The organism is Streptomyces sp. NPDC016640, from assembly GCF_043076215.1.
Taxonomy (GTDB): domain Bacteria; phylum Actinomycetota; class Actinomycetes; order Streptomycetales; family Streptomycetaceae; genus Streptomyces.
Map to the genome: position 1 here is coordinate 29,494 of NZ_JBIBRG010000016.1, position 25,977 is coordinate 55,470.

Consider the following 25,977-nt stretch of genomic DNA (forward strand, 5'->3'; position numbering starts at 1 on the left):
CCAGTACGACAAATCACCCGCCCGGAGTCCTCTAGTGCGACAACGGCACGGACCGGAACCCGGTGCCGCGGGCGGGTCGTCGAGCGCACGGTCCCCGGCCGTCCGGCCACCGCCCTCCGTCACCCCGCCGCGAGCGCGATCCGCGCGCTCACCCGGCCTCCCCCGGCCTCGGCGCGACCCCGTGCCGCTGCGAGCGCCTCCTCCAACCGGCCACGCGGGACACGGTGGTGGTCTAGCATGCCGATGACGGATAGCTGCTCCTGCGGTGATGCACTTGGGTCAGGTCTTGGCGGCGGCCGTCGGTGATCAACTGTTCCTGCGGGTGATGCCTATTGCATGCGGCGTCGGTCTTCGTCGTCCCATTTGCGGGTGTCACGCGGTTCGACGTACGGCTCGTCCTCGGGCGGGTGACCGCCGGCGATGGCGCGCTGGCGGGAGGTTTCGGCGTCGAACTCCAGGCCGAGCAGGATGGCGATGTTGGTGATCCACAGCCACACCAGGAAGATGATCACTCCGGCGAAGGTGCCGTAGGTCTTGTTGTAGGAGGCGAAGTTCGCCACGTAGAACGCGAACCCTGCCGAGGCGATCATCCAGATGATCAGGGCCAGGAAGCTGCCCGGGGTGACCCACTTGAAGCCGCGGACCTTGGCGTTAGGGCTGGCCCAGTACAGGATCGCGATCATGAGGGTGACCAGGACGATAAGGACCGGCCACTTCGCGATCGACCACACGGTCAGTGCGGTGTCACCCAGTCCGATCACCTCGCCGGCCCGGCTGGCCAGGGGACCGGTGAAGACCACGATCAGCGCGCTGGCCACCGCGAGGATCATCAGCACGACCGTCAGGGCCAGCCGCAGCGGCAGCACCTTCCACACCGGGCGGCCCTCGGGTATGTCGTAGACGGCGTTGGAGGTGCGGATGAACGCCGCGATGTAGCCGGACGCCGACCATACGGCCAGGACCAGGCCAACGATTGCCATGATCGACCCGATGCCGGCATTGCCCTGCAACTGCCGCACCGCGTTACGGATCACATCGCTCGCCGTGCCCGGGGTGAGCTGCTGAACGTTGTCCAGGACCGCGTTGGTGGCCGATCGCCCGGCCAGGCCCAGCAGAGAGACCAGCACGAGAAGGGCGGGGAAGAGGGACAGGATGCCGTAGTAGGTCAGGGCTGCGGCGCGATCGGTCAGCTCGTCGTCCTTGAACTCCTTGAACGCGCCACGCAGCACCGCCCACCACGACTTCTTCGGCATCTTGGTGGGAGCGTCAGGCGCCCTGCGCTCCACCTCCGGATCCGGACCGAACCCCTCCCGCCCGCTGTCGCCGACCGGCGCGTCGGTGCCGCGGCTGCGCTCACCGGGCTCCGGGTCAGGTGCATGGCCCCGGCCATGGCGAGCGTCCTCACGCTTGTGACCTAGTTTCATCAGTTTCGCCATACCGGGACGAGTAACCACAAAAGTGACAGTCATCCAGCGTCTCGTACCTGGCTCGACGCGTACGACGTCACCGCGACGTCGGATGACGGCACGCCGCGAGCGGGGCGCATTCGGTCTCCTCGGTGGAGGGAGGAGTAACTGCAGTGGCTGGTGTGGTCAGCGGGGCAAGTGTCGCAGGTGCTGCAGACAGCACATTGCGCAATAAATAGGAGATATGCCGGTTTCATCCTCTTTGTTGGTGGTGACCCATGCACAAATCAACGAGCAAGGGACGCGAAAAAACATGATCACTCGTGAGCAGATACCGACTGTGCTGGACCACCCTGTCTATGACACAGACGGCAACAAGATCGGAGACGCGCGGCACGTCTTCTTCGATGACGTCACCGGTGAGCCGGAGTGGGTGAGTGTCAGTACCGGCCTATTCGGTACCAGCGAGTCGTTCGTACCCATCCATGACGCCACCGTCGTCGAGGACCACCTCGAGGTGCCTTTCGACAAGAGCCGGGTCAAGGACGCCCCCAACGTCGACGTGGACGCCGGCGGTCACCTGTCCGAGCAGGAGGAGCACCGCCTGTACGAGCACTACGGCATCGACTGGGACACGGCCTGGCAGCAGACTGACCAGACCGACCAGCCAGGCCAGGCCGGGCGGGCTCACAGCAACACCAACGAGACGACCGGCATGCCTCGCGCCGACTACGCCGACACCGGCGTGGGCGGTGATGACGCGATGACGCGCTCAGAGGAACGCATGAACGTCGGCACCGAGCGGCGTGAGGTCGGCCGGGCGCGGCTGCGCAAGCACGTCGTCACCGAAGAGGTGCAGCAGACCGTTCCGGTACGCCGGGAGGAAGTCCGCGTCGAACGCGAACCGATCACGGACGACAACCGGGAGGCCGCCCTGTCCGGACCGGACATCACGGAGGCCGAGCACGAGGTCATCCTGCACGAGGAACGCCCCGTGACCGAGACCGAGACGGTGCCGGTGGAGCGCGTGCGAATGACGACCGAGGAACGCACGGACGAGGAGACGGTGCGCGGCCAGGTCCGCAAGGAGCACATCGACACCGAAGGCGTCGAGGAGCGGCGCGACCGGTAGGGGTGACCTGTCCCGTCTGGACGCGCCGGCCCGCTCGGTTTACTGCACGAGCGGGCCGGCGCTTGGGCGCCCGGCGGCCCCAACTGCCGACCACATGCGGACATGTCAGCCAGGTGGCCGCCGCGACGTACCAAGTCACCGTGCGGGTAACCCGCCCGCCCACCGCTCAACCCCTCTCGCTCGAACCCGGGCGCAATCGGTGTCCTGATCTGGACTGTTCGGGGTACTCGCGTGCGTACCACGCCCACAGGTCACAGGACGGGCCCGTAGGCGTGGACATATGAGGACCGAAGAAGACGGGAGGTGATCATCGTGTCGACCATGCAGCCATCCCCTGCCGGCTCCGACCGCAGGACCACTCACGACGGTGACGAGCCGGTGGGCGAGCTGGTGCAGTGGGCGTCGCAGCAGTTGACGGGGCGCTGTCACGTTGGCTGAGCGGGTGGGATGATCTTCGGGGTGGTCGTGGTGGAGGGGGGGTCGTCCGTGGAGGTCACGTCGCCGTCGTACAAGGGGCACCGGTACCCGGTCGGGGTGATCTCCCACTGCGTGTGGCTGTACTTCCGCTTCCCGTTGTCCTAGTAGTGCTTCGTTACGTTGGGTTATCTTGCGTGGTGGTGGGCGTCTTCTCCGGTATGAGGCTGGGGGAGGTGGAACGGCTCCGGGGTGAGTTATCGGAGTTCGTTGCCGGTGTGTTCGCCTCGGTGCCGCGGCGGGATCAGCGGCGGTGGGGCGAGCGTTATCTGCGGGGCCTGATGCTGGACGGCCGGCGCAAGTCGATCCAGCCGATGGCCGCCCGTCTGCCGGACGGGAACATGCAGGCCCTGCAGCAGTTCGTGAACCAGTCCCCGTGGGATCCACTGCCGGTGCGGCGGCGGATCGCCGAGCAGCTGTGCGAGACGGTCCGGCCCGAGGCGTGGGTCGTCGATGACGTGTCGTTTCCCAAGTGCGGCACCGCGTCGGTGGGGGTGGCCCGGCAGTACTGCGGAGCACTCGGCAAACGGGCGAACTGCCAGGTCGCGGTCAGCGTCCATGCCGCCACCGACACCGCGTCCTGCCCGCTGGACTGGGAGATGTATCTGCCGCGTGAGTGGACGGATGCACCGGAGCGATGCCGCAGGGCCAAAGTGCCGGATCACGTCGTCCACCAGGAGAAGTGGCGTCTGGCGCTCGGCCTGCTCGACACGCTCGGCGAGTGGCAACTGAAGGCGCCGGTCGTGGTCGCCGATGCCGGCTACGGCGTCAGCACGCCCTTCCGGCTAGGTCTCGAGGAGCGAGGGCTGGCCTATGTCCTGGCGTTGACCGGGAAGGAAGTCGCTCACCCGGAGAATGCCGAGCCGCACCAGCCCTCTTACGGCGGGCTCGGACCGCCGACGCTGCCCCGCTACCGCACCCCACCGCGAGCCGTCTCGGTCCTCGCCGCAGAGGCCGGTGCCGGCCGGTTCACCGAGGTGACCTGGCGCCGCGGCAGCAAGGGCGCGATGACCTCACGATTCGCGGTGCTGACGGTCCGGCCCGCGGGCAAGCAGTCCCTGGCCGCAGCCCAGGAGACGGGCGGCGGCCGCAACCGGTGGGACGGTGTCCTGCCCACCCGGACGCTCCTGGTCGAATGGCCGGACGGCCAGGACACCCCGACGGGCTACTGGATATCGAACCTGCCCGCCACCACACCGGTCACCGACCTGGTGCGGTGGGCGAAGATGCGCTGGCGGATCGAGCACGACTACCGCGAGCTCAAGCACGGCCTGGGCCTGGACCACTTCGAAGGCCGCACCTGGCGCGGCTGGCACCACCACGTCACCCTCGTCACCGCCGCCCAGGCCTTCCTCACCCTGCGGCGACTCGACCCAAAAGCACCCACGCCGGCCTGACCCTCTACCAAGTCCTGGACGCACTCCAGGACCTGCTGAGGTGCTGGACCGGCACCTGCACCACCTGCGGCCGTCCCCTCACCACACGCAGAACCAAAGCCAGAACCTAACGAAGCACTACTAGTGAAAAGTCCTGGTCATGCCGCAGATGTCGAAGCTCCAGCTGCACGCGGCCTTCGATGGCGAACGTCACCCGGGACACGGCGAGTGGGGGAATGTGGCGGGCCCGTTCCCGCGTATCAGGCGCGGAAGGCGTCGGCGTGTTCGACGGCCCATTGTGCGAAGGTCCGCGGCGGGCGGCCGACAACTTCCTCGACCGTTGAAGTCACCCTGGCCACCGTCTCAGGCACGGTCGCCCACATGTGCAGCATGAACTCGATGCCCTCCTCGGGCCACCCCTCAGCCCGCCAGTGCCGACGTGCCTGATCATCGGTCAGCTCGGTGAAACGGATCTCACGGCCGGTCGCCGCCGCGATGGCGGACACCTTGTCGGCCGGCATGAGTGCTTCGGGGCCCGACACGATGAGGCTCCTTCCCGCATAGCCGCCCCTTGCCAGCACGGTCGCGGCAACGGCGGCGACGTCCGCCTCGTCGGCCGAAGCAGTCCTGCGGTTCGCGTACGGCTCGCGAACCTCCGCCGTACGCCGGATGACCTCAGCCCATCCCAGTGCGTTCGACATGAGGTCGATCGGCCAGATGAACGTCCATTCCATGCCGCTGTCACGGACGGCTTTGCCCAGCTCTCCTTCACCGGGCGACAGGACCGTCAGCCGCTGCACGCCCGCCTCGGCGGCCATCCCCATGAGCTGCGGCCCCGTCTGCAACGGGGCGTGGTCGTGCCCGGTGGCTCCGAGCAGGTGCACGGCGGAGACTCCATCGAGAGCCGCGGCCATTGTCTGCGGCTTCGTAAGGTCGCCGCCCACCACTTCGACATCGTCGGGCAGGCTGGTCACCTCGGCCGGGGTGCGCGTGAGCGCGCGAACCGTCTGTCCGGCCTGCCGAAGTCGCTCGACCACGTGGCGCCCCAGAGTTCCCGTCGCACCAGTAACCAGAATTGTCACGTCACTCCTTGCCTGCTGCCCGTTGAGGCGGGCACCGCGCTGAGCGGTGGCCGAGCCGCGTTGCCCGGCCGCAGACGAAAGTACGTGGCAGTTAGGTCAGATACTGTCCTCAATCCGACCGAGGCACGGACCGCGCTGCACACCACTGGCTCTAGCCATGCGGGATCGTGCTCGTGGGCATGGCGCCCACCACCCCTCGGCACGGGACGCAGGCACTCCCTCCGCCGGCGACAAGCCCTGGCCTCTGCGCGCAGCCGAAACCCATGGCAACCCACAGCGAACGCTGCTGCGTACAACAGGTTCACGAGACGTGGTCCCGCGGAGGGCGGTGGCGGGCCTGCGGGCGTCAGGTGGTGGTGGGCCAGGTCCGCAGCAGAGCGGCGATCTTCCCCGCGGTGCAGGCGGGGTCAAGGAGCAGTTCCTTCAGGGCGATGGCGTCCTCACGGCCGGGTTTGACGGAGATCCCGGCGGCTTCGAGGTACATGACGCCGGACGCGGCGGCGACGGCCATGTTGGAGCGCTCCAGCCAGCGGCATCGGCCCAGTGTGTGCACCAGGGCGGCGGCTTTTGCGTAAGGGCCGCCGTAGACGGGCTGCTCGAACAGTTCGGCCCGGTGGCGGGAGACCGCCGAGATGGGAACGCCGTAGTCGTCGGGGGCCGGATCGTGCGCCCCGGCGGCCTCGGCGACTTGCAAGATCCAGGGAACGTCGATGTGCAGATCCATCAGGCCGCGCGTGCTCCCCTGGGTGCTTGCTGGGCTTGTTCGGCCTCGTCGAAGACCGCCTGGTGTTCGGCCAGGAAGCGGGCTGCCGCGTCCACCGCTCGGGCGCGCAGGCCGCTGGCATCGTCCTGTACCAGCCTGGCGAGGTAGTCCCCGATGCTCAGTCCCAGATCGGCGGCGCGTTTCTTCGCGAGTTCCGCAACGTCCTCATCCACGCGCGCGCCCAGCTGTGTCTTCGCCATACCGGCATGGTAACAGCTGTTACCGGGATAGGGGGCGGCCGCCGACCGGTGGTCTCCTCCGTCCAGTCCCCGTCGAAGAGGGCGGGTAACCAGGCGTTCATGACCAGCGTCCAGTTGGCCGGCCCGCCGCTCGGGGCGGGCCCCGGTCCTTGCCGTGTCACCGCCGGCCCCGGGTGGTCGCACGAGCGGCGGGAACGCACAGCCTTCACGGTGGCGGAAAGAGCTCCCCTGGCCTGCGCGGTCCGCTCGCAGGTGCGGCGCGTGCGGCGGGCGGGGTGAGCAGATTGCTCTCGAGAGCCGAATCAGAGCACCCCTCCGCCCGAGAGGCAGTGCGGGGTGCGCGGCGGGCGACGGCTGGGCGTGGTGCCGGACGGCGGCCGGCCACTGCGGCTCCGGGCGGTGTGCAGCTCTTGACCGTTTCTCGCCCGCGACCTGCACCCGCGTGTACGGGGCGCGGTTGGCGTACCTTCCGGAAGGGTCGGCGACCGGCTCGCGTCGTGGGCACCGGCACTGCCGGCATCGTCGTCACCGCGCCGGCCGCAACTCCCGTCCCACCACCCGCACACACCGAGAGGACCCGCCATGCCCACCGTCCCCCGGACGAGACCGCCCCGCCCCAGGCTTCCCCGCCGCAGCCTGCGGACGTCTGAGCGCGGGCGAGGCGGCCGTCACCATCGCCGCGATCACCGCGGTGACGGTACTCACCGTCCTCGAGCGGCCGATCCCCGCCGTCCTGACCGCGATCGCCTCGGCTGCCGCCTGGCTGCTGCTCCCCCACCGCGCGCACCAGCTCCTCGCCGCGCTCACCAGGGCCGGCCGGTGAGCTCCCCCCGCTCGAGCACGGTCGAACTGGCGCTCCTGCGGGGCTGGTTGCACGGCATCAAGGGCGCCTTCACCTACGCCACCATCGCCCGCCGCGCCAGCGACCACGGGCAGCCCGTCTCCGAGCGGACCCTGCGCCGGGCCGTGCGCCAGACCCTTGACGGCCGGCTTCCCGCCCTGCGCATGGTCGAAGCCTTCGCGCACGGCGCCGTGCACGCACGGGCCCACGCTGCCGGCGGGAGTCGCGGCGCCGCCCCGCCCGAAGTGCAGCGCGCCGAACAGGCGGGACGCGCCCTGTGGGAGGCCGCCGAGCGCAGCCTCCACTGGCGAGCGCAAACCCGCCCGCACCGGGTGACGTGGGTGCCGGGCCACATCACCACCCCGGCCGGGCTCGCCCGGGCCGTGCGGCGGCTGCACCAGGAAGCCGGCAACCCCTCCCTGCGCGTCCTGGCCGCCGCCCCCGAAGCCGACGGCCGGCTCTCCCGCAGCGCGCTCCAGCTGGCTCTGAAAAGAAACGGCTGCTCAGCGAGCAGCTGCTGACCGCGTTCGCCGCCGCCTGCCACGCGAGCGAACCCACCCGCCAGGCGCTGCTCGCCGCCCGCCGGCGGATCACCAGCACGCCGGAGCCTGCCGTCTTCACGTGCGCTGGCTACCCGTGTGAGACCGCCGAACGCGCCGAGGACCTCCGGGCAGACGAGACCGCCCGGCCCTGGCTCACCCCCGAACCCGAACCCGACTGGTACGACCGACAGTCGCGCGACGAGGAACACACCGCCGACGACCGCATGACCGCATGGGTCGACAGCCTCACCGCCGCCGAGGTCGGACAACTGCAGCAGCAAACCGCCGCCTCCCGTGCCGGACGTGACCTGCGCGCCGAGCTCACCAACCTCCTCGCCCGCACCGAACCCCCGCAGTAAGGCCGGACATCCCATGCCGTCGTACGGTGCCGTACGGCCGCGGCGGCCGGGGAGACCACCCTGCCCGCCGCTCCGCGCGGACCGACGGCGAAGGCCGACGCGGCCCGCCGACAGCGAGAATCCTGCGGACCACCGCCCGACGGTGCGCAGAACAACGGTGCGGCGCACCCCCACGGTCTGCGGCGAGCGGGGCAGCTACCGACCGAGCTGCCGACGGAAGACGTCCCGTCCTCGTGGCCACGGAGCCGCTCGGTCGCTCACCGACGCCGGAACGCGGCCTGTTCCGGGCCCGCCGCACCCTGGACGGCCTCCTCGGCGACCTGCGCATCCGGCGCCTCCTGGGCGTGCTCCAGCTCCACCGCCGCCAGGACCCGCTGCCCGTCCGTACCCCTCCCGCCGGAGACGGCTTCGATCGGGCCTGTGTCCCTGGGGCCCCCGTCGGCCCGGGTTGGCTCATGAGAGAGACTGAGTCGCCCGGTGGCGTGCCCTTGTCCGGCCGATGCTGCTGCCGTTCGTGCGCAGATGGGCCGGCCTGGCCGGCCCATCTGCGCACGAACGGCAGCAGCCGCGGTGTCCTCATCTGGTGTACCGCCGTCCCGGCATGAGGGGATGCTGTCCTTCTCGGGCCACACGGGAGGGGGCTGATGGGGTACACCGCTGTGCATGCGGGCTGGGGCCGACTGGATGCGTCGCTGGACGATCTTGGTTGTGGCCGGTCCTGGGCGGACGTCCGCCGTGTGAAGGGGCTGGAGCTGGCGTGTCCGGAGTGCCGGGGAAGGGTGTTCGCGCACGTCTCCCCCCACCGCGCCAGGCACTTCTACCACCAGGTGCGGCCGCGCGACTGCGAGTTGGCGAACGAGTCGCCGGAGCATCACCTGCTGAAGCCGGAGCCGGCCACCGCCGCCCGGGCGGCGGGCTTCAGATGTGAGCTGGAGGTCGGCAACGAAGCCCGTACCTGGCGTGCCGATGTGCTGGTCTTCGATGAGCAGGACCGGCCGTTCATGGCGCTGGAGGCGCAGTTGTCGCCGATGACGCCGCAGGACGCGCGGACGCGGACGGATCGCTACGCGGCGGACGGCGTGGCGGTGTGCTGGGTGGCGATGGAGAAGCGGCCGTGGGAGCGCGGCGTGCCCTCCCTGCGGGTGGCGCCCCCAGGGACCGCGGGGACGCGTGGACGGTGCGTCATGGCATGGCGCGCTACACCTGGGCAGCGCCACGCACGGTGAGGACGAAGGCGGCGTGGACACACATCAGCTGTTGTCTGGACGAGGCGGTCCGGTGGATTCTTCAGGGACGGGTCCATGCCCATACCGGCCCGGACGGCACGGTGTGGTGGACCGCCCACTCCTACGTCCACCTGGCCATCGCCCGGGCCCGGCTCGAGGCCGATGCCGAAGCCGTCCAACAGGCGGCTGCGGCCGAGCAACGCCGACGGGCCGCACAGCAGCAGGCCGCTGCCACCGAGCGAGCCCGACTGGCCGCCTCCGCGCTCGACTCGGACGTGGTCGGCTGGGCCCGCTACGACGGCACCGGCGCCACCCGCCCCACCACCGGCGACGGCGACGAACCCCCGTACCGCGACGGGGTCGCCGCCCTGCGGGACGGCTGGCGGCTCTTCCAGGCGTCCCAGCTCATCCCCCCGTGCCCGGGGGCGGAGCACGCGACCTCGTTCCTGAAGCGCGAGTTCTTCTTCGAGAAACTCGTCGCCGTGTGAGGGCGGTCGGGCCGCCGGGCCGTGCGGCGGTGGGGCCGCATCACATCCCGTGGACGTCGCGGGGCCGGGCGAGGGCCGCGCCGTGCTCGACGCGACGCCCTCGCCCGGCCGGGCGGATGCGGGAGCGTCCTTCACCCCCGGCACAGGCGGGGGGGTGGAGGACGCGGCCGTCATCGTGGGCCCGGGTGGGCCGATTGTCAGCGGTTCTCGGCCAGGTCCGACTCGGCCGGGAGCACCGGCGTCCCGGTCCGCGCGGAGGACGACGTCACAGCGGCCGGCTTCTTGCCGCAGAACGCCGCCTCGAGCGTGCCGCCAAGCGCCGTGTTGGCGGACCCCTTGTTCGAGGTGTTGGCCATCGCCGAGAGGCTGCGGCGGCCGTCGCGGGTGGCGAAGGCGTAGGTGTAGTAGCCCTGCACGGTGCCGGTGTGGCCGTAGACCTGGGTACCGCAGGACAGGTCGTAGCGGCGCAGGCCAAAGCCGTAGAAGCGGGTGTTGGTGGTGTCGGTCGGCGTGACGGTGGTCATCGCCTCCAGCATCTCCGGCGAGAGCAGCTTGCCCCGCATCAGCGCGATCACGAAGAGGTTCAGGTCGGTCGGGTTGGAGATGACCGCCCCCGCCGACTGCGCCCAGGACACCGTCTGCTCGGTGGAGTCGACCAGCGGGCCGCCCGCCTCGTCGGGGTGCAGGTAACCGCGGACGTGCAGCCCCGTGATCTGGACGTCGGGGTGCACGTACGAGGTGTTGCGCAGGCCCAGCGGCTCGATGATGCGGCGCTGGTACTCGGCGGCGACCGGCTTCCCTGTGAGTTTCTCGATGAGCATGCCCACGACCACGAAGTTCGTGTTGGAGTACTGGTACGACACACCGGGTTCGGTGGTGCGGGGCTCCTTCAGCGAGAGATCCACCAGCTCCTGGTGGCTGAAGACCCGGTTGCGGACCGCCTCGAAGCCGGGGACGGTGTGCTCGAACATCGCGTTCGTGTAGTCCCACAGCCCGCTGCGGTGGGTGAGCAGATGACGCACCGTAATCCGGTCGTCGGGCAACAAGCCCGGCAGGTACCGGTTCACCGGGGCGTCGAGCTCCAGCTTCCCTTCCTGTACCAGCTGGAGCAGGACCACGCTGGAGAAGGTCTTGCTCACACTTCCGATCCGGAAGCGGGCGCGGATGTCCATGGCCGCGCCCGACTCGCGGTCGCGCACGCCCAGGGTCCGGGTCTCGATGCCGTCGGGGCCGATGAACCGGGCCATCGCTCCCGGGGCGCCCTGGGCCATGGCGGCCTTCAGCGCGGCGGACACGCCTTCCATGTCGGGGGCGGGCGTGGTCTCCCGCGCGGCGCCGGGAGCGGCGGGCGCGGCGTGCGCGCCGGTGGCGGGGAGCACACCGGCGGCGAGAGCGGCGATCAGGGTGACGCCGACGGCCAGGCGTCGGCGGTTGTACAACGTCACGTCAGTTCCTCAAATCTGCTGAGCGGTGCGCGGGGCGGCGGGAGCGGGCGACCGCGTCAGCTCGCGCGGCACTGTTCAACCTGCTGCTTCCACACGTCCGGGCTGCCGCTGTTCAGGTACCAGTCGTTGACGAAGCCACTACGGCTGTTGGGGAGTTCAACCAACATCCAGTAGCGGTAGTTGGGGTTGTCGACGGCGCCGTCACCCGTCGTCCAGCAGTCCAGACCGACCTCGTTGCCGTTGTACAGGCGGCTGTACGCCTGCTCGATGGGGCCGTATCCGTAACCCGGGCCGGTCCGTACCTGGAGCCAGGACCCCGGGTTGATGCCGGTGACCGTGGTGCAGGGGATGATGGAACCGGACTTCTCACACGGGTAGGTCGCGGCGTTCGCCGGAGCGGCCGTGACCATCACGGTCGCGGCGGTCGCGAAAACGGTGGCGAAGCCGAGGATCTTGCGGCGTACGGAGTTCATGGGGTCCCCCTCTGTGTCGTGGTCAGATTCTTCAGCACTGCCGGATTCGCTGCTTCCATACGTCCGGGTTACCGGTGTCCAGGTACCAGTCGTTGACGAAGCCCGAGCGGACACCGACGTCGACCCGCATCCAGTAGCGGTAGTTCGGGTTGTCCGCGGCCCCGTCACCCGTGGTCCAGCAGGACAGGCCCACTTCCTGACCGTTGCCCAGGCGGCCGTTCGGCACGTCGGCGTAGCCGTAGCCGGGGCCGGTGCGCATCTGCAGCCAGGAGCCGGGGTCGATGCCGGTGACGTACGCGCAGATCGCGCGGTCGCCCGACACCTGGCAGTCGTGGATGGCGGCCTCGGCCGGAGTCACCAGCCCCAGCGTGGCCGCCAGGGCCGCCGCCGCGGCGAACAGTCCGGTGCCGGCACGGCGTCGAAGTTTCATTCAGTGCCCTGTCCCTGTGACGTGTCGTGCGTGGGGCACGGCGAAATGCGCGGCCGGTCGGCCGCCACCGCCCCCGTGGTCGGAGACAGTCTGTGCAGGGTCAGCGGCGCTGCCCAGCATTTCGAAGGACTTCAAAATGTGTCCCGGTCGCGTCTTTGCCGAGGCCAATGAAACCTTTACCCGGGCTCGTGCGTCAGAGGGGGTGGCAGTACGTCGATGGGGAGTGTTCATGTCCCGGTTCTCCGCATTGCGCCTGGGGCCGCTGGAGACGGTCCCTGTGTCCGTCGTGGCGCAGCCCGGCGTCACCCTGATGTCGCTCGTCGCGGATGTCCTGGGCGGGCGTTCCCAAGGTGTGCACCCCAACTGGCGGCGCGCGCTGCGCTCCGCGGTGCCCGAGGGGGCCGAGGCGGTTCTGCGGCCGCTGTTCGCCCGCGAGTACTCGATGGTCCCCGATTGCCTCACTCCCACGGCACCTTTGTGGGAGACCGACCTGTCGGTCCAGCTCGAACGGCTGGCGGAGGTCCCCTCCGACGTGCTGCTGCGGGAGCTGGAGACGGACTTCGCGGGGACGGTCCCCCGGCAGTGGCAGGGGGTCGTCGACCGGCCGAAGGCCTTCATCCATTCCTACGCGGCCATTCTGGGTGCCGTGTGGGAGGCTTTCGGACCGATCTGGGCGCGGGCCGGCTCGCTGCTGGCCCGGGAGACCGAGCGGGTGGGGGTGGCGACCGTCAGCAACGCCCTGCCGCTGGTCCTGTCCGGCCTCGGACCCAAGATCCGTTTCTCCGGGCAGACGCTGTCCGTGCCGGATCCGCACCCCGAGACGTTCGAGCGGGGTACCCGCCGCGTGGTGCTGGTCCCGATCGTCTCGGGCAACGGGGCCTCGGTCTTCAGTTTCGACCGCTCCGACGCCGTGTGGTTCGGCTATCCCGTGCCCGGCCTGGACACGCTGTGGAAGGCCGAGCGGGCCGCCCCCGCGAAGGACCCGCTCGAGCTCATGGTGGGCTCCCTGCGGGCGCGGATCCTGCGGGAGCTGGCGCGTCCGTGCACCATGGGCTCGCTGGCCTCCGCGCTCAACTGCACGCCGGCGACGGCGACGTACCACTGCGGCCAGTTGGAGGCGGCCGGTCTGCTCACCCGGGAGCGCCGAGGACAGCACGTGGTGGCCCGGCGCACGACGTCGGGTGCGGCGCTGGTCGGCCTGCTGACGGGGTGAGTCGGCGGAGGCGGTGGAGGTGCTGGTCGGCCTGCTGTCGGGGTGAGCCGGCGGAGGTGCTGGTCGGCCGCTGTCGGGGTGAGCCGGTGGTGCGGGGGCCGTCACCCTGACATCCGTCAGGACCGCGGGCACCGCTCCCTTTTCTAAGGTTCAAGTCGTCCTCCAGGCCCTGGTGGTATCTCGGGGCTCCCTCCACAGACAGGAAGCGACGGCTCGCATGCGCCCGTTCCCCTCCACGCTGCCCGCGTTCGCCGACAGGCCGGGCGACGTCGGCCTCGACAGCGTCCGGATCACCCGGGTCCGCCGTGGACTCCCGTTCCGGCCCGGCAATGCGCTCGCCTCTCGGGAGTACGACCTGTGAGGCGCCGTCTGCTCGCGACCACGGTCGCCCTGCTCCTGGTCGGCGGCGCGGTGGGGTCCGCTGCCGCCGACGCCCCGGCCGGGCGCCCCGCACCGGCCGACGCCGCGTCCGTCCAGGTGCCCGCCGGCGTCAGTGCCGGGGTCGCCGTCTTCGACCGGCAGACCGGCACCTTCACCGAGCAGCTGAACCCGAACATGCAGTTCCGGTCGGCCTCCGTGGTCAAACTGCTGATCGCGCTGGACTACCTCTGGAACCGCGGCCCGGACTACCAGATCCCGTCCGGTGACCAGGCCAAGTGGAACTCCATGCTGCGCAGCAGCGACGACGACGCGGCCAGCGAATTCTGGGTGCGCAACGGCGGGGGCTCGATCGTCACCCGGATGGCCCGTGAGCTGTCCCTCTCCAGCAACACGACCCCGCCGCCGGCCAACCAGGACGGCATGTGGGGCTACACAGCCTTGACGGCCGCGGACACGGTGAAGATCTACCGTTACCTGCTGGACACGGCGCCCGCCCGCGTCCGCGAACTGATCATGGGCAATCTGAAGCAGTCCACACGCTGCTCCGCCACCGACCACTTCGACCAGCACTTCGGTATCGCGGGCGCCTTCAACAAGCCGTGGGCCGTGAAACAGGGCTGGTCGGGTTTCGGCGACATCGAGCAAGGTACGTGCCGCCCCGCCACGTCGGCCCTCAACGGCAAGGCAGCGTCCGTCGACCTGACGAAACCGGCGCTGCACACGACCGGGACGGTGGGTTCCGGTGACCGCTCCATCGTGGCCGTGTACACCCTGCACGACGTCGGCACCTCGTACGGCAAGGCGTACACCGACCTGGGCAGGCTGACCCGTTCGCTGAACGTTCCCGGTGGCGTACGACCGGCGGGCACGTGGTTCGGCACCTGGAGCTCCGGTGTCAACGTCCGCCCCGAGCCCAACACCACCCGCGACCCGCTCCTCCAGCTCCCCGCCGGGGTCGAGGTGCTGGTCGGCTGCCAGACGCGAGGGGAGACCGTCTCGGTCCCGCCCTACACCAACGAGTGGTGGGCCTACCTGCCTCAGTACGGGGGCTATGTCAGCAACATCTACATGAGCAGTCCGGACAACCAACTGCCCGGCGTCGCGCAGTGCTGAGCAGTGAGCCCCTTCCAACCTCCCAAGGACGACTGGGTGTTGGACGGGCCTGCGGAATGGCGAAGCTCCTGGTAGACGAGTTGTCGACCAAGATCAACCGTCGTTCCAGGAGCTCCGTGTGCTTGTCTACCCGTCGGCCATCGACCTGTCCACCGCGCAGCTGCGTCACCTGAGCCGGGAGCTGGCGGCACGACGTCGGGAGATAGGCACTCGGTGGCGGCGGCTGACGGTCGGTCGTCAAGCCCTGCTCGCCCTGGCCCACCTGCGGTGCGGCGACACCTACGCACAGCTCGCGGCCGGGTTCGGTATCGGGATCGCCACCGTGTACCGCTACATACGCGAGGCGATCGACGTCCTGGCCGCGCTCGCGCCCATGCTCAACGAGGCAATGGCGACGGCCCGTTCGAAGGCGTACGTGATCCTGGCCGGCACCGTGCTGCCCATCGACCGGATCGCCGCCGACCGGCCCTACTACTCCGGCAAGAAGCGGCACCACGGCATGAATGTGCAGGTGCTGACCGATCCGTTCGGCCGGCTGCTGTGGGCCTCGCCCGCTCTACCCGGCGCGACACACGACCTGACGGCGGCCCGCGAGCACGGCATCATCGACGCCCTCGCCGAAGTCGGCCTCAAGGCTTACGCAGATAAGGCGTATCAGGGCGCGGCCCGCAACGTCCGAGTTCCGTTCAAGGGGCGCCGCCTCAAGCGGTGGCAACGGCGTCACAACACCACCCACGCCAAGATCAGGTGCGTCGGCGAACAGGCAATGGCCACGCTCAAGGGCTGGCGTCTCCTGCGCAAGCTGCGCTGCAGCACCAACCACATCACCGCGATCGTCAAGGCTGTCCTCGCCCTTCATCTCGCTGCCGCGTCAGGATGAAAACACCTCAGTGGGGACGAAGCGTCAGCTACGGGTGGAGCAGCGGCTGCGACGCCAGCACCCACTCCGCAAGGGTGTTCTCGTACGACATGAACGGCAACAACGCCGACTCCTGGTTCTCGATCGTCCTTCATTCGCGCACCATCCCGTCGTCGTTGAGCTGGGACAGGGCGATGACGTGGCAGTCGAGCTGGACGGACAGCTTCTTCAAGCCGCGCGAGACAGCGGCGACGGCCTGCTCGCGGGTTGTGCTGCGGGACTGCTCGATCTCGACCAGCTGCAGGTAGGCCGCCTACGCCCTCCAGGCCGGCCGGCCCGAAGAAGCCCTGGAAATCTTCGAACACGGCAGGGGAGTGCTCCTCGGCCGGCTGCTGCGCACCCGCGACCTCGACCTCGATCGGCTGCGCCGGCAGGCACCCGCCCTGGCCGACGAGTTCCTGCGGCTGCGCGAGGAGGAGACCGGCGGGTCGGCTGGCCCCTCCGTACCGACGGCCACCACCGAACAGGCCGCCGAACGGCGTCGCGCCCACGCCGCCGCATGGCAGCGCCTGCTGGGCCGGATCCGGGCACTGCCGGGGTTCGATGGCTTCCTGCGCCCGCCCCCGGCCGAGGAGATCCTCCGCCAGGCGGGAGACGGACCCGTGGTGCTCCTCAACATCAGCATCCGCTGCGACGCCGTCATCGTGACCGACGGCCCCTGCGCTCCACCACAACCCAGCGGAGGACCTCCTCCGCCTCGTCGAACTCTCCTTCCTGGCGGAGTTGCTCGGCCAGCTCGAACGAGAGCCGTACGACCTCCGGATGGTGCGGGCCGTGTTCGGCCGCGAGATGCCCCAGCTTCATGCGCGTCATCCCCGACGGCGTCAGGGAGAGCGTCATATTCATCACGGGGATGCCGTCCTCGCCCTCGTGATGGGTGATCCGCTACGAGCCCAGGCCCTCCAGCTCGCCCTCGTCGGCCGCCCCGTCCGGTGCCGGTGACGGCCCGGGCACGGGGGCCGAGGAGGGCTGAGTCCATGCGGCCGGGCTCTCCGTCCCGGAGCGCGCGCCCCGTCCGCGCCGACGGAACGGCCACCTGCCCCGACCTGTCCGTATCGGCCATCCCCACTCCTTCGTCAACCGAGGGAGTCGTTCCCCGTCCACCGGCGGTCCACCCCCGCGCGTCCGCCCTCTCACCGCATGTCCAGCTGGCACCTGCCCGGCCACGACGACGCCGACTGGGGGAAGGCCGAACTCCTCCGCGACACCGGCAGCAGGACGTGCCCCGGTACCGGACCCACTTCCGGCTGGACGTCCCGAAGGGCATCGACGCGTCGGTCGGGCTCACCCTCGACGACGACAGGTCCCGCGCCTGGCGCGCCCAGATCTTCGTCAACGGCTGGAACCTCGGCCAGCACGTGAACGACGTGGGCCCGAAGCACCCTCCGTACCTCCGAAAGGAGCGCCCCCGCGGCGGCGACACCCTCGCCCTCGCGGTGCTGTCCGACGGCAGGACCCTGTCCGGTCCGCGGGACGTACGGCTGACACTGCTGGACTGTGCGGCCGGAGGAGCACCGGTGGCGCCGGTGGACTCCCCCGGCCGCTGAGCGCCGCATAGCCTGCCGCCTATGGCCATCAAACTTGAGAACGTCGGCATCGCCGTCCGCGACCTCGAGGCGGCGATCGCCTTCTTCACCGACCTCGGTCTCACGGTCGTCGGCCGTGACACGGTCAGCGGTGAGTGGACCGACACGGCCGTCGACCTCGACGGCAACCACGCCAGGATCGCTATGCTCCAGACGCCGGACGGCCACGGCCGCCTCGAACTCTTCGAGTACATCCACCCCGAGGCGATCGAGAGGGAGCCCACCCGCCCCAACGAGATCGGCATGCACCGCGTCGCCTTCTCCGTCGACAACATCGAGGATGCCCTGGAGACAGCCGCACGGCACGGCTGCCACCCGCTCCGCGGAGTGGCGACGTGCCAGGACCTCTACAAACTCACCTACCTCCGCGGGCCGAGCGGCATCCTGGTGATGCTCGCCGAGGAGCTGAAGAAGAACTGACCCAAATCCGGGCCGATGCCCCTGAAGCGGGACGTCCCCGTCGGGCCGAGTTGGCTCGTGGGAGAGACTGAACCGCCTGGCGACGTGCCCTGTGTCCGGCCGATGCTGCCGCCGCCGGGCACCGCCAGCGGTCGGCCGGACCGGTTCATCTACGCACGAACGGCAGGAGCCGCGCGTCCTCATCCGGCGACCGCTCGGCCATCGGCTGGATCGACTGGCGTCGGCCGTCCAGGATCCGACTCCGCACACAGCACGCACCCCGCCGTCGCTGGTTCCGGCGCGGCAACGAGGCGAACACATCGGCAACGAAGCCCGATGCCTCACCCGGAGCCGTTCCACCTCCCAGCCTCATGCCGGAGAAGATGTTCACCACCAGGCGGGATCACCCGGCGCAGAGAAGCACTACTACCTGGCTGCACGAGCAGGGGATGCCTGGTGGGTGGGGTGACGGTCTGTCACCCCACCCACCGTGACGGGGGTCAGCGTCTGCGGGTCCGGTTACCGCCGATTCCGGCCACGTGCAGCGCCAGGGCGGTCAGCCCCAGCAGCATGACGTTTGTCGAAGAGAACACATCGTTGGTGCTGAGATCTGCCGCGTTGATCAGAAATGACACGAAGAACAGCACCGCCGCGACTATGCCGAGCATGAAACGAGCTCCTCTCACAGGGGGTGAAGTCCGTATGCCCGGCCATCGCCCCGGTAGACGCGATCCTGCGTCCCCAGGGCCGCACTGAGGACGCAGGTGTGGGCCGGACCGGTTCACAAGGAACGGCTGACGGGTGATCAGGCGTGAGCGCGGCGGTGGCCTGCCGTCTTCCGTGATGCGCCGTGATGCGCGGGCCGGCCTGCCGCAGAGGCCTGGAGACGCCGCAGGAACAGACCGGCGGTGACGAGGAGGCCGGTGAAGACGGCGAGGAGGAGGGCGGACACCCACATCTGCCGGCTTCCGGGCAACTGCCAGCTCGTCCAGGCGGTCAACACCGCCCACAGCAGGACGCCCCCCGTGTAGAAGGCGCGGACCCGGTACAGCTGCCGCACGGCCCGCAGGGACATGACGCGATCGGTCTTGGATGCCATGCCGCCCCGTGTACCCCGGTGCATGGCTGTTCAACGGATCGGGTTCGTCCTCTGGCCGCCTTTCACTCCTGCTGCTGAGTGCGTCCTTCGAAGTCGCGTCGTACCGCTGCGCCTTGGTCTTCGATCAGTCCTGCAGCGTCAGGCAGGTCCAGAACCGTGCCGCAGTGTTTGCACATCCTGCCGTCTTCGGCCGGCGTGCCGCACGCCTTGCAGAACCGGTTGCCTTTGTCGTTCTCGGTCTTCTGTGTCATGAACGCTCTCCTGCGGGATGGACAGTGATGAACGGGGAGTACCCATGGCGTCAGGGCTGATCCCCTGCCTCATCTTGGCCACAAACGCATCCGGCCCTACCGGCCGCGGACCAATGGCAAGATCGAACGGTCCCACCGCACCCTGCTCGACGAATGGGCCTGCGCCCGCACTTGCCGCTCCGAGCAGGAACGACGCGACGCCTTCCCCGGACGCGACGCCTTCCCCGGCTGGCTGCACACCTGCGATCACCACCGTCGAAACGGCCGTGCCCCGCGACCGCGAGGGCTCCTTCGAGCCGAGGATCGTCAGGAAGCGGCAGAAGCGCCTGTCCGGCGTCGACGAGATGGTCCTCCCGCTCGCCGCCAAGTTCACCGTCGGCAAGCGGACCGCTGCCTCGTGCGCTCCGTGGACACCTGCTCCGCGAGCGCGGTCCGGGTGTTCGACACGGACGGAAAGATCCTCTGCCGGGAGGGCGGCCCGTGCCGTCCGCCGGCCGCGGGGACGTACACCACGCGTCCTCGACCGGCGCGTGCCCCTTCTCCTACACGGAGAACGGCCTGGACGGCCTCCTCCTGCTGGACCGCGCCTCCGACGCCGGGTGCGTGGTCACCGAGACCGATTCCTGCAAAGGCGAGTTGAACACGGTCGGGCGGGACGACTGCCTGACGCTGGAGGCCCCGCAGGGCTCCAGCGTCACCGCGCTCACCCCGATCGCCGCCACCGGTGCGGACGCCGCGGGCGCTATCGTCTCTTCTTCTCGTACTTGAGGGTTCTCCCCTCGTTCAGGCGCTGCACCAGGTCGAAGGCGGCGACGGTGAGGGGCAGGAGGTCGGAGGTGCGCAGGCCGTCCTTCATCCGGCGCAGCTCGGCGACCAGGGCGACCTCCTTCTGGCCGGCCCTGCCCACCTGGTCGTCCACCGACCCCAGTGCACCGAGGGAGCCGTGGACGTGGTTCCAGTCCGCCTCGTCGACCTCGGTCTTTTCCACCTGGGTCAGGTGCTTGTAGTTCCGCAGCAGGTCCTTGCCGGCCGGCATGCCCGTCAGCCAGCGGTGGCGGGTCAGCGGAATCTGCCGCTGCTCGCGGTGTCCGGCCTCCCCGTGCTCGACGGGCCTGGAGTAGACCCGGGCCTGGTGGTCGGCCGGGTCGAGACCGGCCGCCTTGAGGACGAACACGGCGAACTCGTCCGGGTGGGCGCGGTAGTAGATCCGCATCGGGCGGGGCAGCAGTGTGAAGTTGTGGGCGAAGGAGGTGCGGGACATCAGACCGCCCGCGATCGACTTCGAGTTCGCGTTGTCCCCCAGTTGGGCGCCGTACTCCAGATAGCTGCCGATCAGGGTGGCCAGACCGACCAGCCCGGCCGTGGACTCACCGCCGGTGATCTCCGCGGGGAGACCCTTGGCCTGTTCCTCGGCTGCCTGGCGGATGCCGTCGACCATGCGGATGCTGTCCCGGTGCAGATCCTGCTTGGCCTCCTTGCGCTGCTCGAAAGCGCCGGGGGTGGTGAACGTGGGCCGCTTGTCCGGTACCAGGAGGTACTCCACCAGCCGGGGCAGCTCGTCCAGCTTGAACCCACCGGTCATCTGCGGTGCGTAGACGAGCACGCCGCTCAGCGGGAACACCACGATCCCGGGGGACGCTTTGAAGCCGCCGAGGTTGACCTCTTCGAGCGGGAAGGACTCCTGGTCCTGCCGGGCGTCCAGGGCGGTCGACACCTCGGTTATCTCCCCCATCACCTGGAGGAGTTCGTCCTTCGTGGTGAGTGGTTCGGTCACCCATTCCAGGGCGGAGCCGCCCGTCGGGCTGACGTCCGAGGTGAGATCGTAGCCCTCGCCGCCGCCGACGCTGCGCATTTTGGGGACTTCGCGGCCTCGGATGGGGGTCTCCCGGATCGCGTTCTTCTGGAGCAGCGCGAGTTCCACGGCGGCCATGTGCTTCGCGTACCCGTCGGCAGAATCCCGCCGTGCCCTCTCGAGCCGCGCTCGGCCCTCGGCGGTGGCCCGGTACCCCACCGGGTCGCCCGCCAGGGGGGTGAGCCACGCGTTCTTCAACTCTTCGCCGGACCTGGTCCGTTCGGTCTCGTCCAAGAGATCACCGGTCTGCCGCCGGTCGGACATGGTCAGCAGGAGCTGCGCGCCACAGAGGGCGTCACGCTCCGAGACCTCGTTCTGGTAGTTCTGCTCGTCCTGCGCGTTCAGGTTGCCGTGATCGCGCATACGCCACTGCGACTCGAACTCGAAACCGACGCGGCGCTGGATCGCGGCACGGTGGACGCCGCCGCCCTCGTGCTCCTCGCCGTCGACGGCACAGCGGTGGACGCTCTGACCGCGGGCGACCCGGGCTCCGACGTCGGACGCCTCGCGTTCCCATCTGCCGTCGGGATCGCTGAGGCCGACGGGGGCGTCGTGCTGGGTGGTGTGGTGGATCTCGTGGGCCATCGTCTCGACGTCGCGCAGGACGCTCGCGCTCTGGACGACGATGTTGTCGCCGACGGTGTACGCCTTGGCGTCGATGCTCGCGGTGGCCTGCGCGTCGACCGAGACCCTGATGTGGTCGAGCGTGGTGCCGAAGGCGTTCTCCATGGTCGTGCGCACACCGTCTGGCAACCGGCTGCCACCGCGCCCGGCCGTTCTCGCGGCCTCCCGCACGACGTCGGATCGGCTCGCATCGCCGCCCCCGGAGGCCTGCACGGCGCAGCGGTCGGCGCCTTCCCGGTTCCGCTCGCGCTCGATCATCCGTGCGACGGCCGCGTTCCCGATCGCTCGTTGCAGGGTGGCCGGCGAACCCACCTGAAGCGGCCGGCCGCGCGCCGGGACTCCGAACGGGGACGCGTGGTTTGGCCTGTTCGTGGTCGGGGCCGGTGTTCTGTCGGGACTCGCTGGTGCGCCGCATGGGAGATCCATTCGAACGAGGTCTGTCGCATCGCCTCAGAACGCGACTCTGCCGCAGGAACAGCCGCGGGGGAAGGGCAAAGGGGATGGACGGAGGGCCAATTCGCTCTGCCCGAAGGGTCATCCAGCAGCCGTCCGAAACCCCGCCCAGGGTTCTCGGTAACAGGTTCGCGGGACGCCGTCGAGCGGTACGGGTGCTTACGGGTGCTGGGGAAATGGAGCGGGTGCGGGCGAAGCTGAGGCGGAGGTGCGGCCGGTGCGGTCACGCCCCAGGGTCTTTGAAAGGCCGTTCTCTTTCCGAACCTCGTGTGAGGTCTTCGCTGGTCAGGCATGAAGTAGCTGCTGCCGCGGGAGTCTCGGCCTGTCGCCGGGCGAGATGTCGTGGAGGTGGCGGATGCCGTCGGTGCGGGCGGTTCTGGAAGCGTTCACGCTGCACCTGCTGTCCGACGACCGGGCACGCCCGCTGACCTGGCAGACCTCCCCGGGCCAGCGAGGCGACAGCCCCATGTTCGTGACCGTGCTGGAGAGCTTACGGATCCGGGCGGCACGGATCCGGGCGGCCGCGCAGCCGCCCGGACCGTGTCCGTGGCGACGAGGCGTACTCCAGCCGGGACAACCGCGCCTACCTGCGGCGGCGAGGTATCGAGGCGACCATCGCCCAGCCCGGCGACCGGCGGGCCAACCGCAGGCGCAAGGGCCGGGCCGGAGGGCGTCCACCGGCGTTCGACAAGGCCCAGTACCGCCGCCGCAGTGCCGTCGAACGGTGTGTCGGCAAGTGGAAGCAGCACCGGGCAGTGGCCAGCCGGTACGACAAGCGTGACTACGTCTTCAACGGCACCCTGGCCGTCACAGCGATCGTCATCTGGCTCCGCGACACCGTCCAAGAGCCGTCGGAAACGCCCCGGGCCCCCTGTGTCCCTCATGACGAGAACGGCCCTGGGACTGTACGGCGGGGGCGATCAGTTGGTGACGAGGTGGGCGAGGGGGGTGGGCGGTTCGGGGAGCGATGCGGTTTGGGTGTGCCAGAGGCGGGTGGTGGTTTCGGCGGTCCGGTGTGCCTGTCCGAGGTAGTTCTCCGGCTGGGTGTGAAGGCCGGGCAGGAGTGTGTCGAGGTGGTGTTCGGCCAGGACGGCGCGCAGTGTCTGCGTGAGGTGTGTGCCGGTGGTACGGGTACGGGTTGCTGCTTCGTGGACAAGGTCGTGGGCGCGTTCCCGGCCGACGGGTCCGGCGAGCGTGATCATGTGTGATTCCGCCATGACGAGGCCGCCGTCGCTGTCGAGATTGGTGCGCATGCGGCGGGCGTCGACCCGGAGTCCGCGCAGGAGGGCGATTGTTTCTGTGAGGGCCGTTCCGGCGGATACGGCGAGTTCGGGCAGGACGCGCCATTCGGTGTGCCATTCGCCGGCGGCGCGCTCATGGCCTGCTTCCTGGGCGCGGAGCAGTGCGGAGGTGAGGGCGCCGGCGGTGCCGCTCAGTCCGATGATGCTTTCGGAGGTGATCGGGTTGACTTTCTGCGGCATGGTCGAGGATGCGCCGCGGTGGTCGCTGTAGGGCTCGAAGACTTCGGCGATCTCGGTCCGGGAGAGGTCGACGATGTTGCGGGCCAGGCGCGCGCATGTCGCGGTGAGCAAGGAGCACAGCCAGCCGAACTCGGCGAATCCGTCGCGGGCCACGTGCCAGGGGGTCGCGGTGTCGTGCAGGCCGAGCAGACGGGCCATGTCGCTTCTGACGGCTGCCGCGTGAGGGCCGAGTGCGGCTGCGGTGCCGCCGGCTCCGGACAGGGAGATCATGCCGATGCGCGGTGCGGCCTGGGCCAGGCGCTGCCGGTGGCGGGTGAACTGCGCCAGGAGGGTGGCCAGGGTGGCGCCGAACGTGGTGGGTACGGCCTGTTGGCCGTGGGTGCGGGCCGCCATCACGGTGGAGGCGTGCTCGGTGACACGGTCCGCGAGGACATCGCCGAGTTCGGCGATCCGGCGTTCGAGAGCGGCCAGGGAACGGACCATCTGCAGGGCGAGACCGGTGTCCATGATGTCCTGCGTGGTGGCGCCGTAGTGCACCCGGCCGTCGGGTCCCGGCGGCAGCCGGCGGCTGATCTGCCGGACCAGGCCCAGGATGGGATAGCCGACGGTGCGGGCAGTGCGCCATAGCTCTTCGCGGTCGATGTGGTGCAGCTGTGCCGCGTCGCGGATGGCGGCGGCCTCCGCGTGGGTGAGCACTCCGGCTTCGGCCTGGGCCTGGGCGAGAGCGCGTTCGGCGGCGAGCCAGCTGTTGAGGGTCGCGTCCTCGCAGAAGAGGGCACACTGTTCGGGGTCCGTCGCGAGTCGGCTGGTCAGGGAGAAGGGTTCCGGCAGCGGGGCGTGGGTGTTCATGACCGGTCCTGCGGGGCGGGGGTACCGGCGTCGGCGGGAGTGTCGATGGCGATGTACTTCTGCTCCAGGTATTCCTCGATGCCGGAGTTGCCGCCCTCGCGGCCGGCACCCGAATGCTTGATGCCGCCGAAGGGCGCCCCGGGGTCGGAGACGTAGCCGCGGTTGAGGCCGACCATGCCGCTCTCGATCTGTTCGCTCATCCGCAGTGCCCGGCCGAGATCGCGGGTGTAGAGGTAGGCGACCAGGCCGAACTCGGTGGCGTTGGCCATCGTGAGGGCCTCGTCGTCGCTGGAGAAGGTCCGGATGGCGGCGACGGGGCCGAAGATCTCCTCGCGGCTGATGCGTGCGCCGTCGGGGATGTCGGTGAGCACGGTGGGCGGATAGAAGTAGCCGGGCAGGTCGGGGGTGCTGCCGCCGGTGTGCAGCCGCGCGCCGCCGGCGATGGTCTCCTGCACCAGTTGCGCGACACGGTCGCGCTGGGTGCGGTCGATCAGCGGGCCGAGGTCGGTACCGGGTTCCGTTCCGCTGCCGAGGGTCAGGCCGCGCATCCGGTCCACGAGACGCCCGGTGAATTCCTGCGCGATGTCGGCATGAACGAGAAAGCGGTTCGCCGCGATGCACGCTTCGCCGATGTTGCGCAGCTTCGCGGTCATGGCGCCGTCCACCGCCGCTTGCAGGTCGGCGTCGGCGCACACGATGAACGGGGCATTGCCGCCCAGCTCCATCGATGTGCGCAGTACGTTGGCGGACGCCTGGGCCAGCAGCAGCCGGCCGACCGCGGTGGAGCCGGTGAAGGAGACCTTGCGCAGCCGCGGATCCTTCATCAGTGTCTCGGACACCGCAGCAGCGTCGGTGGTGGGAAGGAGGTTCAAAACACCGGCGGGCAGGCCGGCCTCGATCAGGACCGTGGCCAGTGCGATGGTGGTGAGCGGGGTCTGCGGGGCGGGCTTGAGGACCATCGTGCAGCCGGCGGCCACAGCGGGGGCGATCTTACGGGCCGGCATCGCCAGAGGCGCGTTCCAGGGCGTGATCAGCAGGCACGGTCCGACGGGCTGGCGCATGACCAGAACCCTCGCCGTTGCGTCCTCGCTGACCTTCCAGGTCCCGTCGATGCGGACGGCTTCCTCGGCGAACCAGCGCAAGTATCCGGCCGCGTAATCGACTTCCGCACGGGCCTCGGCGAGGGACTTGCCCATCTCCAGAGTGATGAGCCCCGCGAAGGCCTCACGGCGCTCCAGCAGCAGGTCGTGGGCGCGGCGCAGAACACGGCTGCGCTGTCCCGGCGAGGTTGCGGCCCACTGCGACTGCGCCCCGGCAGCCGCACCGAGGGCGTCGAGTGCGTCCGTGGTGCCGGCATCGGCGACCCGGGCCACCGGTTCGCCCGTCGCGGGGTTCTCCACGGGGAACGTGGCGCCGCCGGCCGCGGGCAGCCACCTTCCGCCGATCAGTAGCCCCTGCGGCAGAGCATCAACGCCATAGGGGCGTGGCGTGCGGTCCGTCATGGTGGTTTCTCACCCGTC

General features: G+C 69.9%; 29 protein-coding genes and 5 pseudogenes. 18 read left to right on the top strand and 16 right to left on the bottom strand.

Annotated elements, in window-relative coordinates:
• Positions 1 to 329: 329 nt before the first annotated feature.
• A complete protein-coding gene (locus ACF07S_RS27645; RefSeq protein ID WP_391975414.1) occupies positions 330 to 1,436 on the bottom strand; it encodes a YihY/virulence factor BrkB family protein in 1,107 nt (368 codons plus the stop codon).
• Positions 1,437 to 1,719: 283 nt separating this feature from the next.
• Between ACF07S_RS27645 and ACF07S_RS27650 the strand changes: the two genes are divergently transcribed.
• The 3 genes and pseudogenes from ACF07S_RS27650 (at position 1,720) to ACF07S_RS27660 (ending at position 4,409) form a co-directional block, all read left to right on the top strand.
• Positions 1,720 to 2,538, top strand: coding sequence for a DUF2382 domain-containing protein (locus ACF07S_RS27650; RefSeq protein WP_391975504.1), 819 nt, complete (start codon positions 1,720 to 1,722; stop codon positions 2,536 to 2,538).
• A gap of 447 nt (positions 2,539 to 2,985) precedes the next feature.
• Positions 2,986 to 3,117 (top strand): annotated as a pseudogene (locus ACF07S_RS27655) (IS6 family transposase); the annotation flags it as partial.
• Between the two features lie 56 nt (positions 3,118 to 3,173).
• Positions 3,174 to 4,409, top strand: a complete 1,236-nt coding sequence (locus ACF07S_RS27660) for an IS701 family transposase (RefSeq protein ID WP_391975415.1) — start codon at positions 3,174 to 3,176, stop codon at positions 4,407 to 4,409.
• Positions 4,410 to 4,648: 239 nt separating this feature from the next.
• Here the strand turns inward: ACF07S_RS27660 and ACF07S_RS27665 are convergent, their stop codons facing one another.
• The 3 genes from ACF07S_RS27665 to ACF07S_RS27675 form a co-directional block, all read right to left on the bottom strand.
• Positions 4,649 to 5,470: an NAD(P)H-binding protein gene (locus tag ACF07S_RS27665; protein WP_391975416.1), complete on the bottom strand. Its 822-nt coding sequence runs from the start codon at positions 5,468 to 5,470 to the stop codon at positions 4,649 to 4,651.
• Positions 5,471 to 5,816: 346 nt separating this feature from the next.
• Complete coding sequence (locus ACF07S_RS27670) at positions 5,817 to 6,194, bottom strand: fic family toxin-antitoxin system, toxin component (RefSeq protein WP_391967466.1); 378 nt, start codon at positions 6,192 to 6,194, stop codon at positions 5,817 to 5,819.
• A complete protein-coding gene (locus ACF07S_RS27675) occupies positions 6,194 to 6,433 on the bottom strand; it encodes a hypothetical protein (protein WP_336542613.1) in 240 nt (79 codons plus the stop codon). Before ACF07S_RS27675 ends, ACF07S_RS27670 begins: the two co-directional genes overlap by 1 nt.
• A gap of 691 nt (positions 6,434 to 7,124) precedes the next feature.
• On the opposite strand from ACF07S_RS27675, the gene ACF07S_RS27680 reads away from it, so the two are divergent.
• The 5 genes from ACF07S_RS27680 (at position 7,125) to ACF07S_RS27700 (ending at position 9,889) form a co-directional block, all read left to right on the top strand.
• Complete coding sequence (locus ACF07S_RS27680; protein WP_391967467.1) at positions 7,125 to 7,256, top strand: hypothetical protein; 132 nt, start codon at positions 7,125 to 7,127, stop codon at positions 7,254 to 7,256.
• Complete coding sequence (locus ACF07S_RS27685; RefSeq protein WP_391975417.1) at positions 7,253 to 7,795, top strand: hypothetical protein; 543 nt, start codon at positions 7,253 to 7,255, stop codon at positions 7,793 to 7,795. Before ACF07S_RS27680 ends, ACF07S_RS27685 begins: the two co-directional genes overlap by 4 nt.
• Before the next feature lie 245 nt (positions 7,796 to 8,040).
• Positions 8,041 to 8,175 carry a hypothetical protein gene (locus ACF07S_RS27690; protein ID WP_391967469.1) on the top strand — a complete coding sequence of 45 codons (135 nt, stop codon included), beginning with the start codon at positions 8,041 to 8,043 and terminating at the stop codon, positions 8,173 to 8,175.
• Between the two features lie 644 nt (positions 8,176 to 8,819).
• Positions 8,820 to 9,401: a competence protein CoiA family protein gene (locus ACF07S_RS27695; protein ID WP_391975418.1), complete on the top strand. Its 582-nt coding sequence runs from the start codon at positions 8,820 to 8,822 to the stop codon at positions 9,399 to 9,401.
• Positions 9,402 to 9,649: 248 nt separating this feature from the next.
• Positions 9,650 to 9,889 (top strand): hypothetical protein, encoded by a 240-nt coding sequence (locus tag ACF07S_RS27700; protein WP_391975505.1) that lies wholly within the window; start codon positions 9,650 to 9,652, stop codon positions 9,887 to 9,889.
• Between the two features lie 197 nt (positions 9,890 to 10,086).
• On the opposite strand, the gene ACF07S_RS27705 is transcribed toward ACF07S_RS27700, so the two are convergent.
• The 3 genes from ACF07S_RS27705 to ACF07S_RS27715 form a co-directional block, all read right to left on the bottom strand.
• Positions 10,087 to 11,328, bottom strand: coding sequence for a serine hydrolase domain-containing protein (locus ACF07S_RS27705; protein ID WP_391975506.1), 1,242 nt, complete (start codon positions 11,326 to 11,328; stop codon positions 10,087 to 10,089).
• A gap of 62 nt (positions 11,329 to 11,390) precedes the next feature.
• Positions 11,391 to 11,807 carry a hypothetical protein gene (locus ACF07S_RS27710; protein WP_391967471.1) on the bottom strand — a complete coding sequence of 139 codons (417 nt, stop codon included), beginning with the start codon at positions 11,805 to 11,807 and terminating at the stop codon, positions 11,391 to 11,393.
• Positions 11,808 to 11,838: 31 nt separating this feature from the next.
• The gene (locus ACF07S_RS27715) at positions 11,839 to 12,237 is read right to left on the bottom strand and encodes a hypothetical protein (RefSeq protein ID WP_391975419.1); all 399 of its coding nucleotides are present in this window, start codon (positions 12,235 to 12,237) and stop codon (positions 11,839 to 11,841) included.
• A 229-nt stretch (positions 12,238 to 12,466) separates the two neighbouring features.
• Here ACF07S_RS27715 and ACF07S_RS27720 point away from each other — a divergent pair, with 229 nt between their 5' ends.
• The 4 genes from ACF07S_RS27720 to ACF07S_RS27735 all read left to right on the top strand — a co-directional run bounded on the left by ACF07S_RS27720 (position 12,467) and on the right by ACF07S_RS27735 (position 15,824).
• Positions 12,467 to 13,450, top strand: coding sequence for an ArsR/SmtB family transcription factor (locus tag ACF07S_RS27720; protein WP_391975420.1), 984 nt, complete (start codon positions 12,467 to 12,469; stop codon positions 13,448 to 13,450).
• A gap of 217 nt (positions 13,451 to 13,667) precedes the next feature.
• On the top strand, positions 13,668 to 13,811 hold the full coding sequence (locus tag ACF07S_RS27725; RefSeq protein ID WP_391967474.1) for a hypothetical protein: 144 nt from the start codon (positions 13,668 to 13,670) through the stop codon (positions 13,809 to 13,811).
• A complete protein-coding gene (locus ACF07S_RS27730) occupies positions 13,808 to 14,944 on the top strand; it encodes a hypothetical protein (protein ID WP_391967475.1) in 1,137 nt (378 codons plus the stop codon). The genes ACF07S_RS27725 and ACF07S_RS27730 overlap by 4 nt, the downstream gene beginning before the upstream one ends.
• Before the next feature lie 118 nt (positions 14,945 to 15,062).
• Positions 15,063 to 15,824 (top strand): transposase family protein, encoded by a 762-nt coding sequence (locus ACF07S_RS27735; protein WP_391975421.1) that lies wholly within the window; start codon positions 15,063 to 15,065, stop codon positions 15,822 to 15,824.
• A 130-nt stretch (positions 15,825 to 15,954) separates the two neighbouring features.
• Here ACF07S_RS27735 and ACF07S_RS27740 read toward each other — a convergent pair whose 3' ends face one another.
• Both ACF07S_RS27740 and ACF07S_RS27745 read right to left on the bottom strand, forming a co-directional pair.
• Positions 15,955 to 16,107 carry a DnaB-like helicase C-terminal domain-containing protein gene (locus ACF07S_RS27740; protein ID WP_391975507.1) on the bottom strand — a complete coding sequence of 51 codons (153 nt, stop codon included), beginning with the start codon at positions 16,105 to 16,107 and terminating at the stop codon, positions 15,955 to 15,957.
• Positions 16,108 to 16,502: 395 nt separating this feature from the next.
• Positions 16,503 to 16,703 (bottom strand): hypothetical protein, encoded by a 201-nt coding sequence (locus tag ACF07S_RS27745; RefSeq protein ID WP_391966299.1) that lies wholly within the window; start codon positions 16,701 to 16,703, stop codon positions 16,503 to 16,505.
• 380 nt (positions 16,704 to 17,083) lie between these two features.
• Between ACF07S_RS27745 and ACF07S_RS27750 the strand changes: the two genes are divergently transcribed.
• A complete protein-coding gene (locus ACF07S_RS27750; protein WP_391975422.1) occupies positions 17,084 to 17,410 on the top strand; it encodes a beta galactosidase jelly roll domain-containing protein in 327 nt (108 codons plus the stop codon).
• Between the two features lie 21 nt (positions 17,411 to 17,431).
• Positions 17,432 to 17,869, top strand: a complete 438-nt coding sequence (locus tag ACF07S_RS27755; RefSeq protein WP_391966301.1) for a VOC family protein — start codon at positions 17,432 to 17,434, stop codon at positions 17,867 to 17,869.
• A gap of 148 nt (positions 17,870 to 18,017) precedes the next feature.
• On the opposite strand, the pseudogene ACF07S_RS27760 reads toward ACF07S_RS27755, so the two are convergent.
• The 4 genes and pseudogenes from ACF07S_RS27760 to ACF07S_RS27775 form a co-directional block, all read right to left on the bottom strand.
• A pseudogene (locus tag ACF07S_RS27760) lies at positions 18,018 to 18,221 on the bottom strand (hypothetical protein); the annotation flags it as partial.
• 127 nt (positions 18,222 to 18,348) lie between these two features.
• Positions 18,349 to 18,516, bottom strand: coding sequence for a hypothetical protein (locus ACF07S_RS27765; RefSeq protein ID WP_391975423.1), 168 nt, complete (start codon positions 18,514 to 18,516; stop codon positions 18,349 to 18,351).
• 137 nt (positions 18,517 to 18,653) lie between these two features.
• Entirely contained in the window at positions 18,654 to 18,947 is a 294-nt protein-coding gene (locus ACF07S_RS27770; protein ID WP_391966303.1) for a hypothetical protein, read from the bottom strand.
• A 62-nt stretch (positions 18,948 to 19,009) separates the two neighbouring features.
• On the bottom strand, positions 19,010 to 19,198 hold the full coding sequence (locus ACF07S_RS27775; protein WP_391966304.1) for a zinc ribbon domain-containing protein: 189 nt from the start codon (positions 19,196 to 19,198) through the stop codon (positions 19,010 to 19,012).
• 67 nt (positions 19,199 to 19,265) lie between these two features.
• On the opposite strand from ACF07S_RS27775, the pseudogene ACF07S_RS27780 reads away from it, so the two are divergent.
• From ACF07S_RS27780 to ACF07S_RS27790, 3 genes and pseudogenes are all read left to right on the top strand, one after another.
• Positions 19,266 to 19,454 (top strand): annotated as a pseudogene (locus tag ACF07S_RS27780) (integrase core domain-containing protein); the annotation flags it as partial.
• Positions 19,453 to 19,567, top strand: a pseudogene (locus ACF07S_RS27785) (transposase); the annotation flags it as partial. The pseudogenes ACF07S_RS27780 and ACF07S_RS27785, both read left to right, overlap by 2 nt.
• A gap of 111 nt (positions 19,568 to 19,678) precedes the next feature.
• On the top strand, positions 19,679 to 19,966 hold the full coding sequence (locus ACF07S_RS27790) for a hypothetical protein (protein ID WP_391975424.1): 288 nt from the start codon (positions 19,679 to 19,681) through the stop codon (positions 19,964 to 19,966).
• Here the strand turns inward: ACF07S_RS27790 and ACF07S_RS27795 are convergent.
• Positions 19,941 to 21,791, bottom strand: a complete 1,851-nt coding sequence (locus ACF07S_RS27795) for a DUF4157 domain-containing protein (protein WP_391975425.1) — start codon at positions 21,789 to 21,791, stop codon at positions 19,941 to 19,943. The genes ACF07S_RS27790 and ACF07S_RS27795 overlap by 26 nt on opposite strands.
• A gap of 869 nt (positions 21,792 to 22,660) precedes the next feature.
• Between ACF07S_RS27795 and ACF07S_RS27800 the strand changes: the two are divergent.
• Positions 22,661 to 22,948, top strand: a pseudogene (locus ACF07S_RS27800) (transposase); the annotation flags it as partial.
• A gap of 99 nt (positions 22,949 to 23,047) precedes the next feature.
• Here the strand turns inward: ACF07S_RS27800 and ACF07S_RS27805 are convergent.
• Complete coding sequence (locus tag ACF07S_RS27805; RefSeq protein ID WP_391975426.1) at positions 23,048 to 24,457, bottom strand: lyase family protein; 1,410 nt, start codon at positions 24,455 to 24,457, stop codon at positions 23,048 to 23,050.
• Positions 24,454 to 25,959, bottom strand: coding sequence for an NAD-dependent succinate-semialdehyde dehydrogenase (locus ACF07S_RS27810; protein ID WP_391966307.1), 1,506 nt, complete (start codon positions 25,957 to 25,959; stop codon positions 24,454 to 24,456). The genes ACF07S_RS27805 and ACF07S_RS27810 overlap by 4 nt, the downstream gene beginning before the upstream one ends.
• Positions 25,960 to 25,977 lie beyond the last annotated feature (18 nt).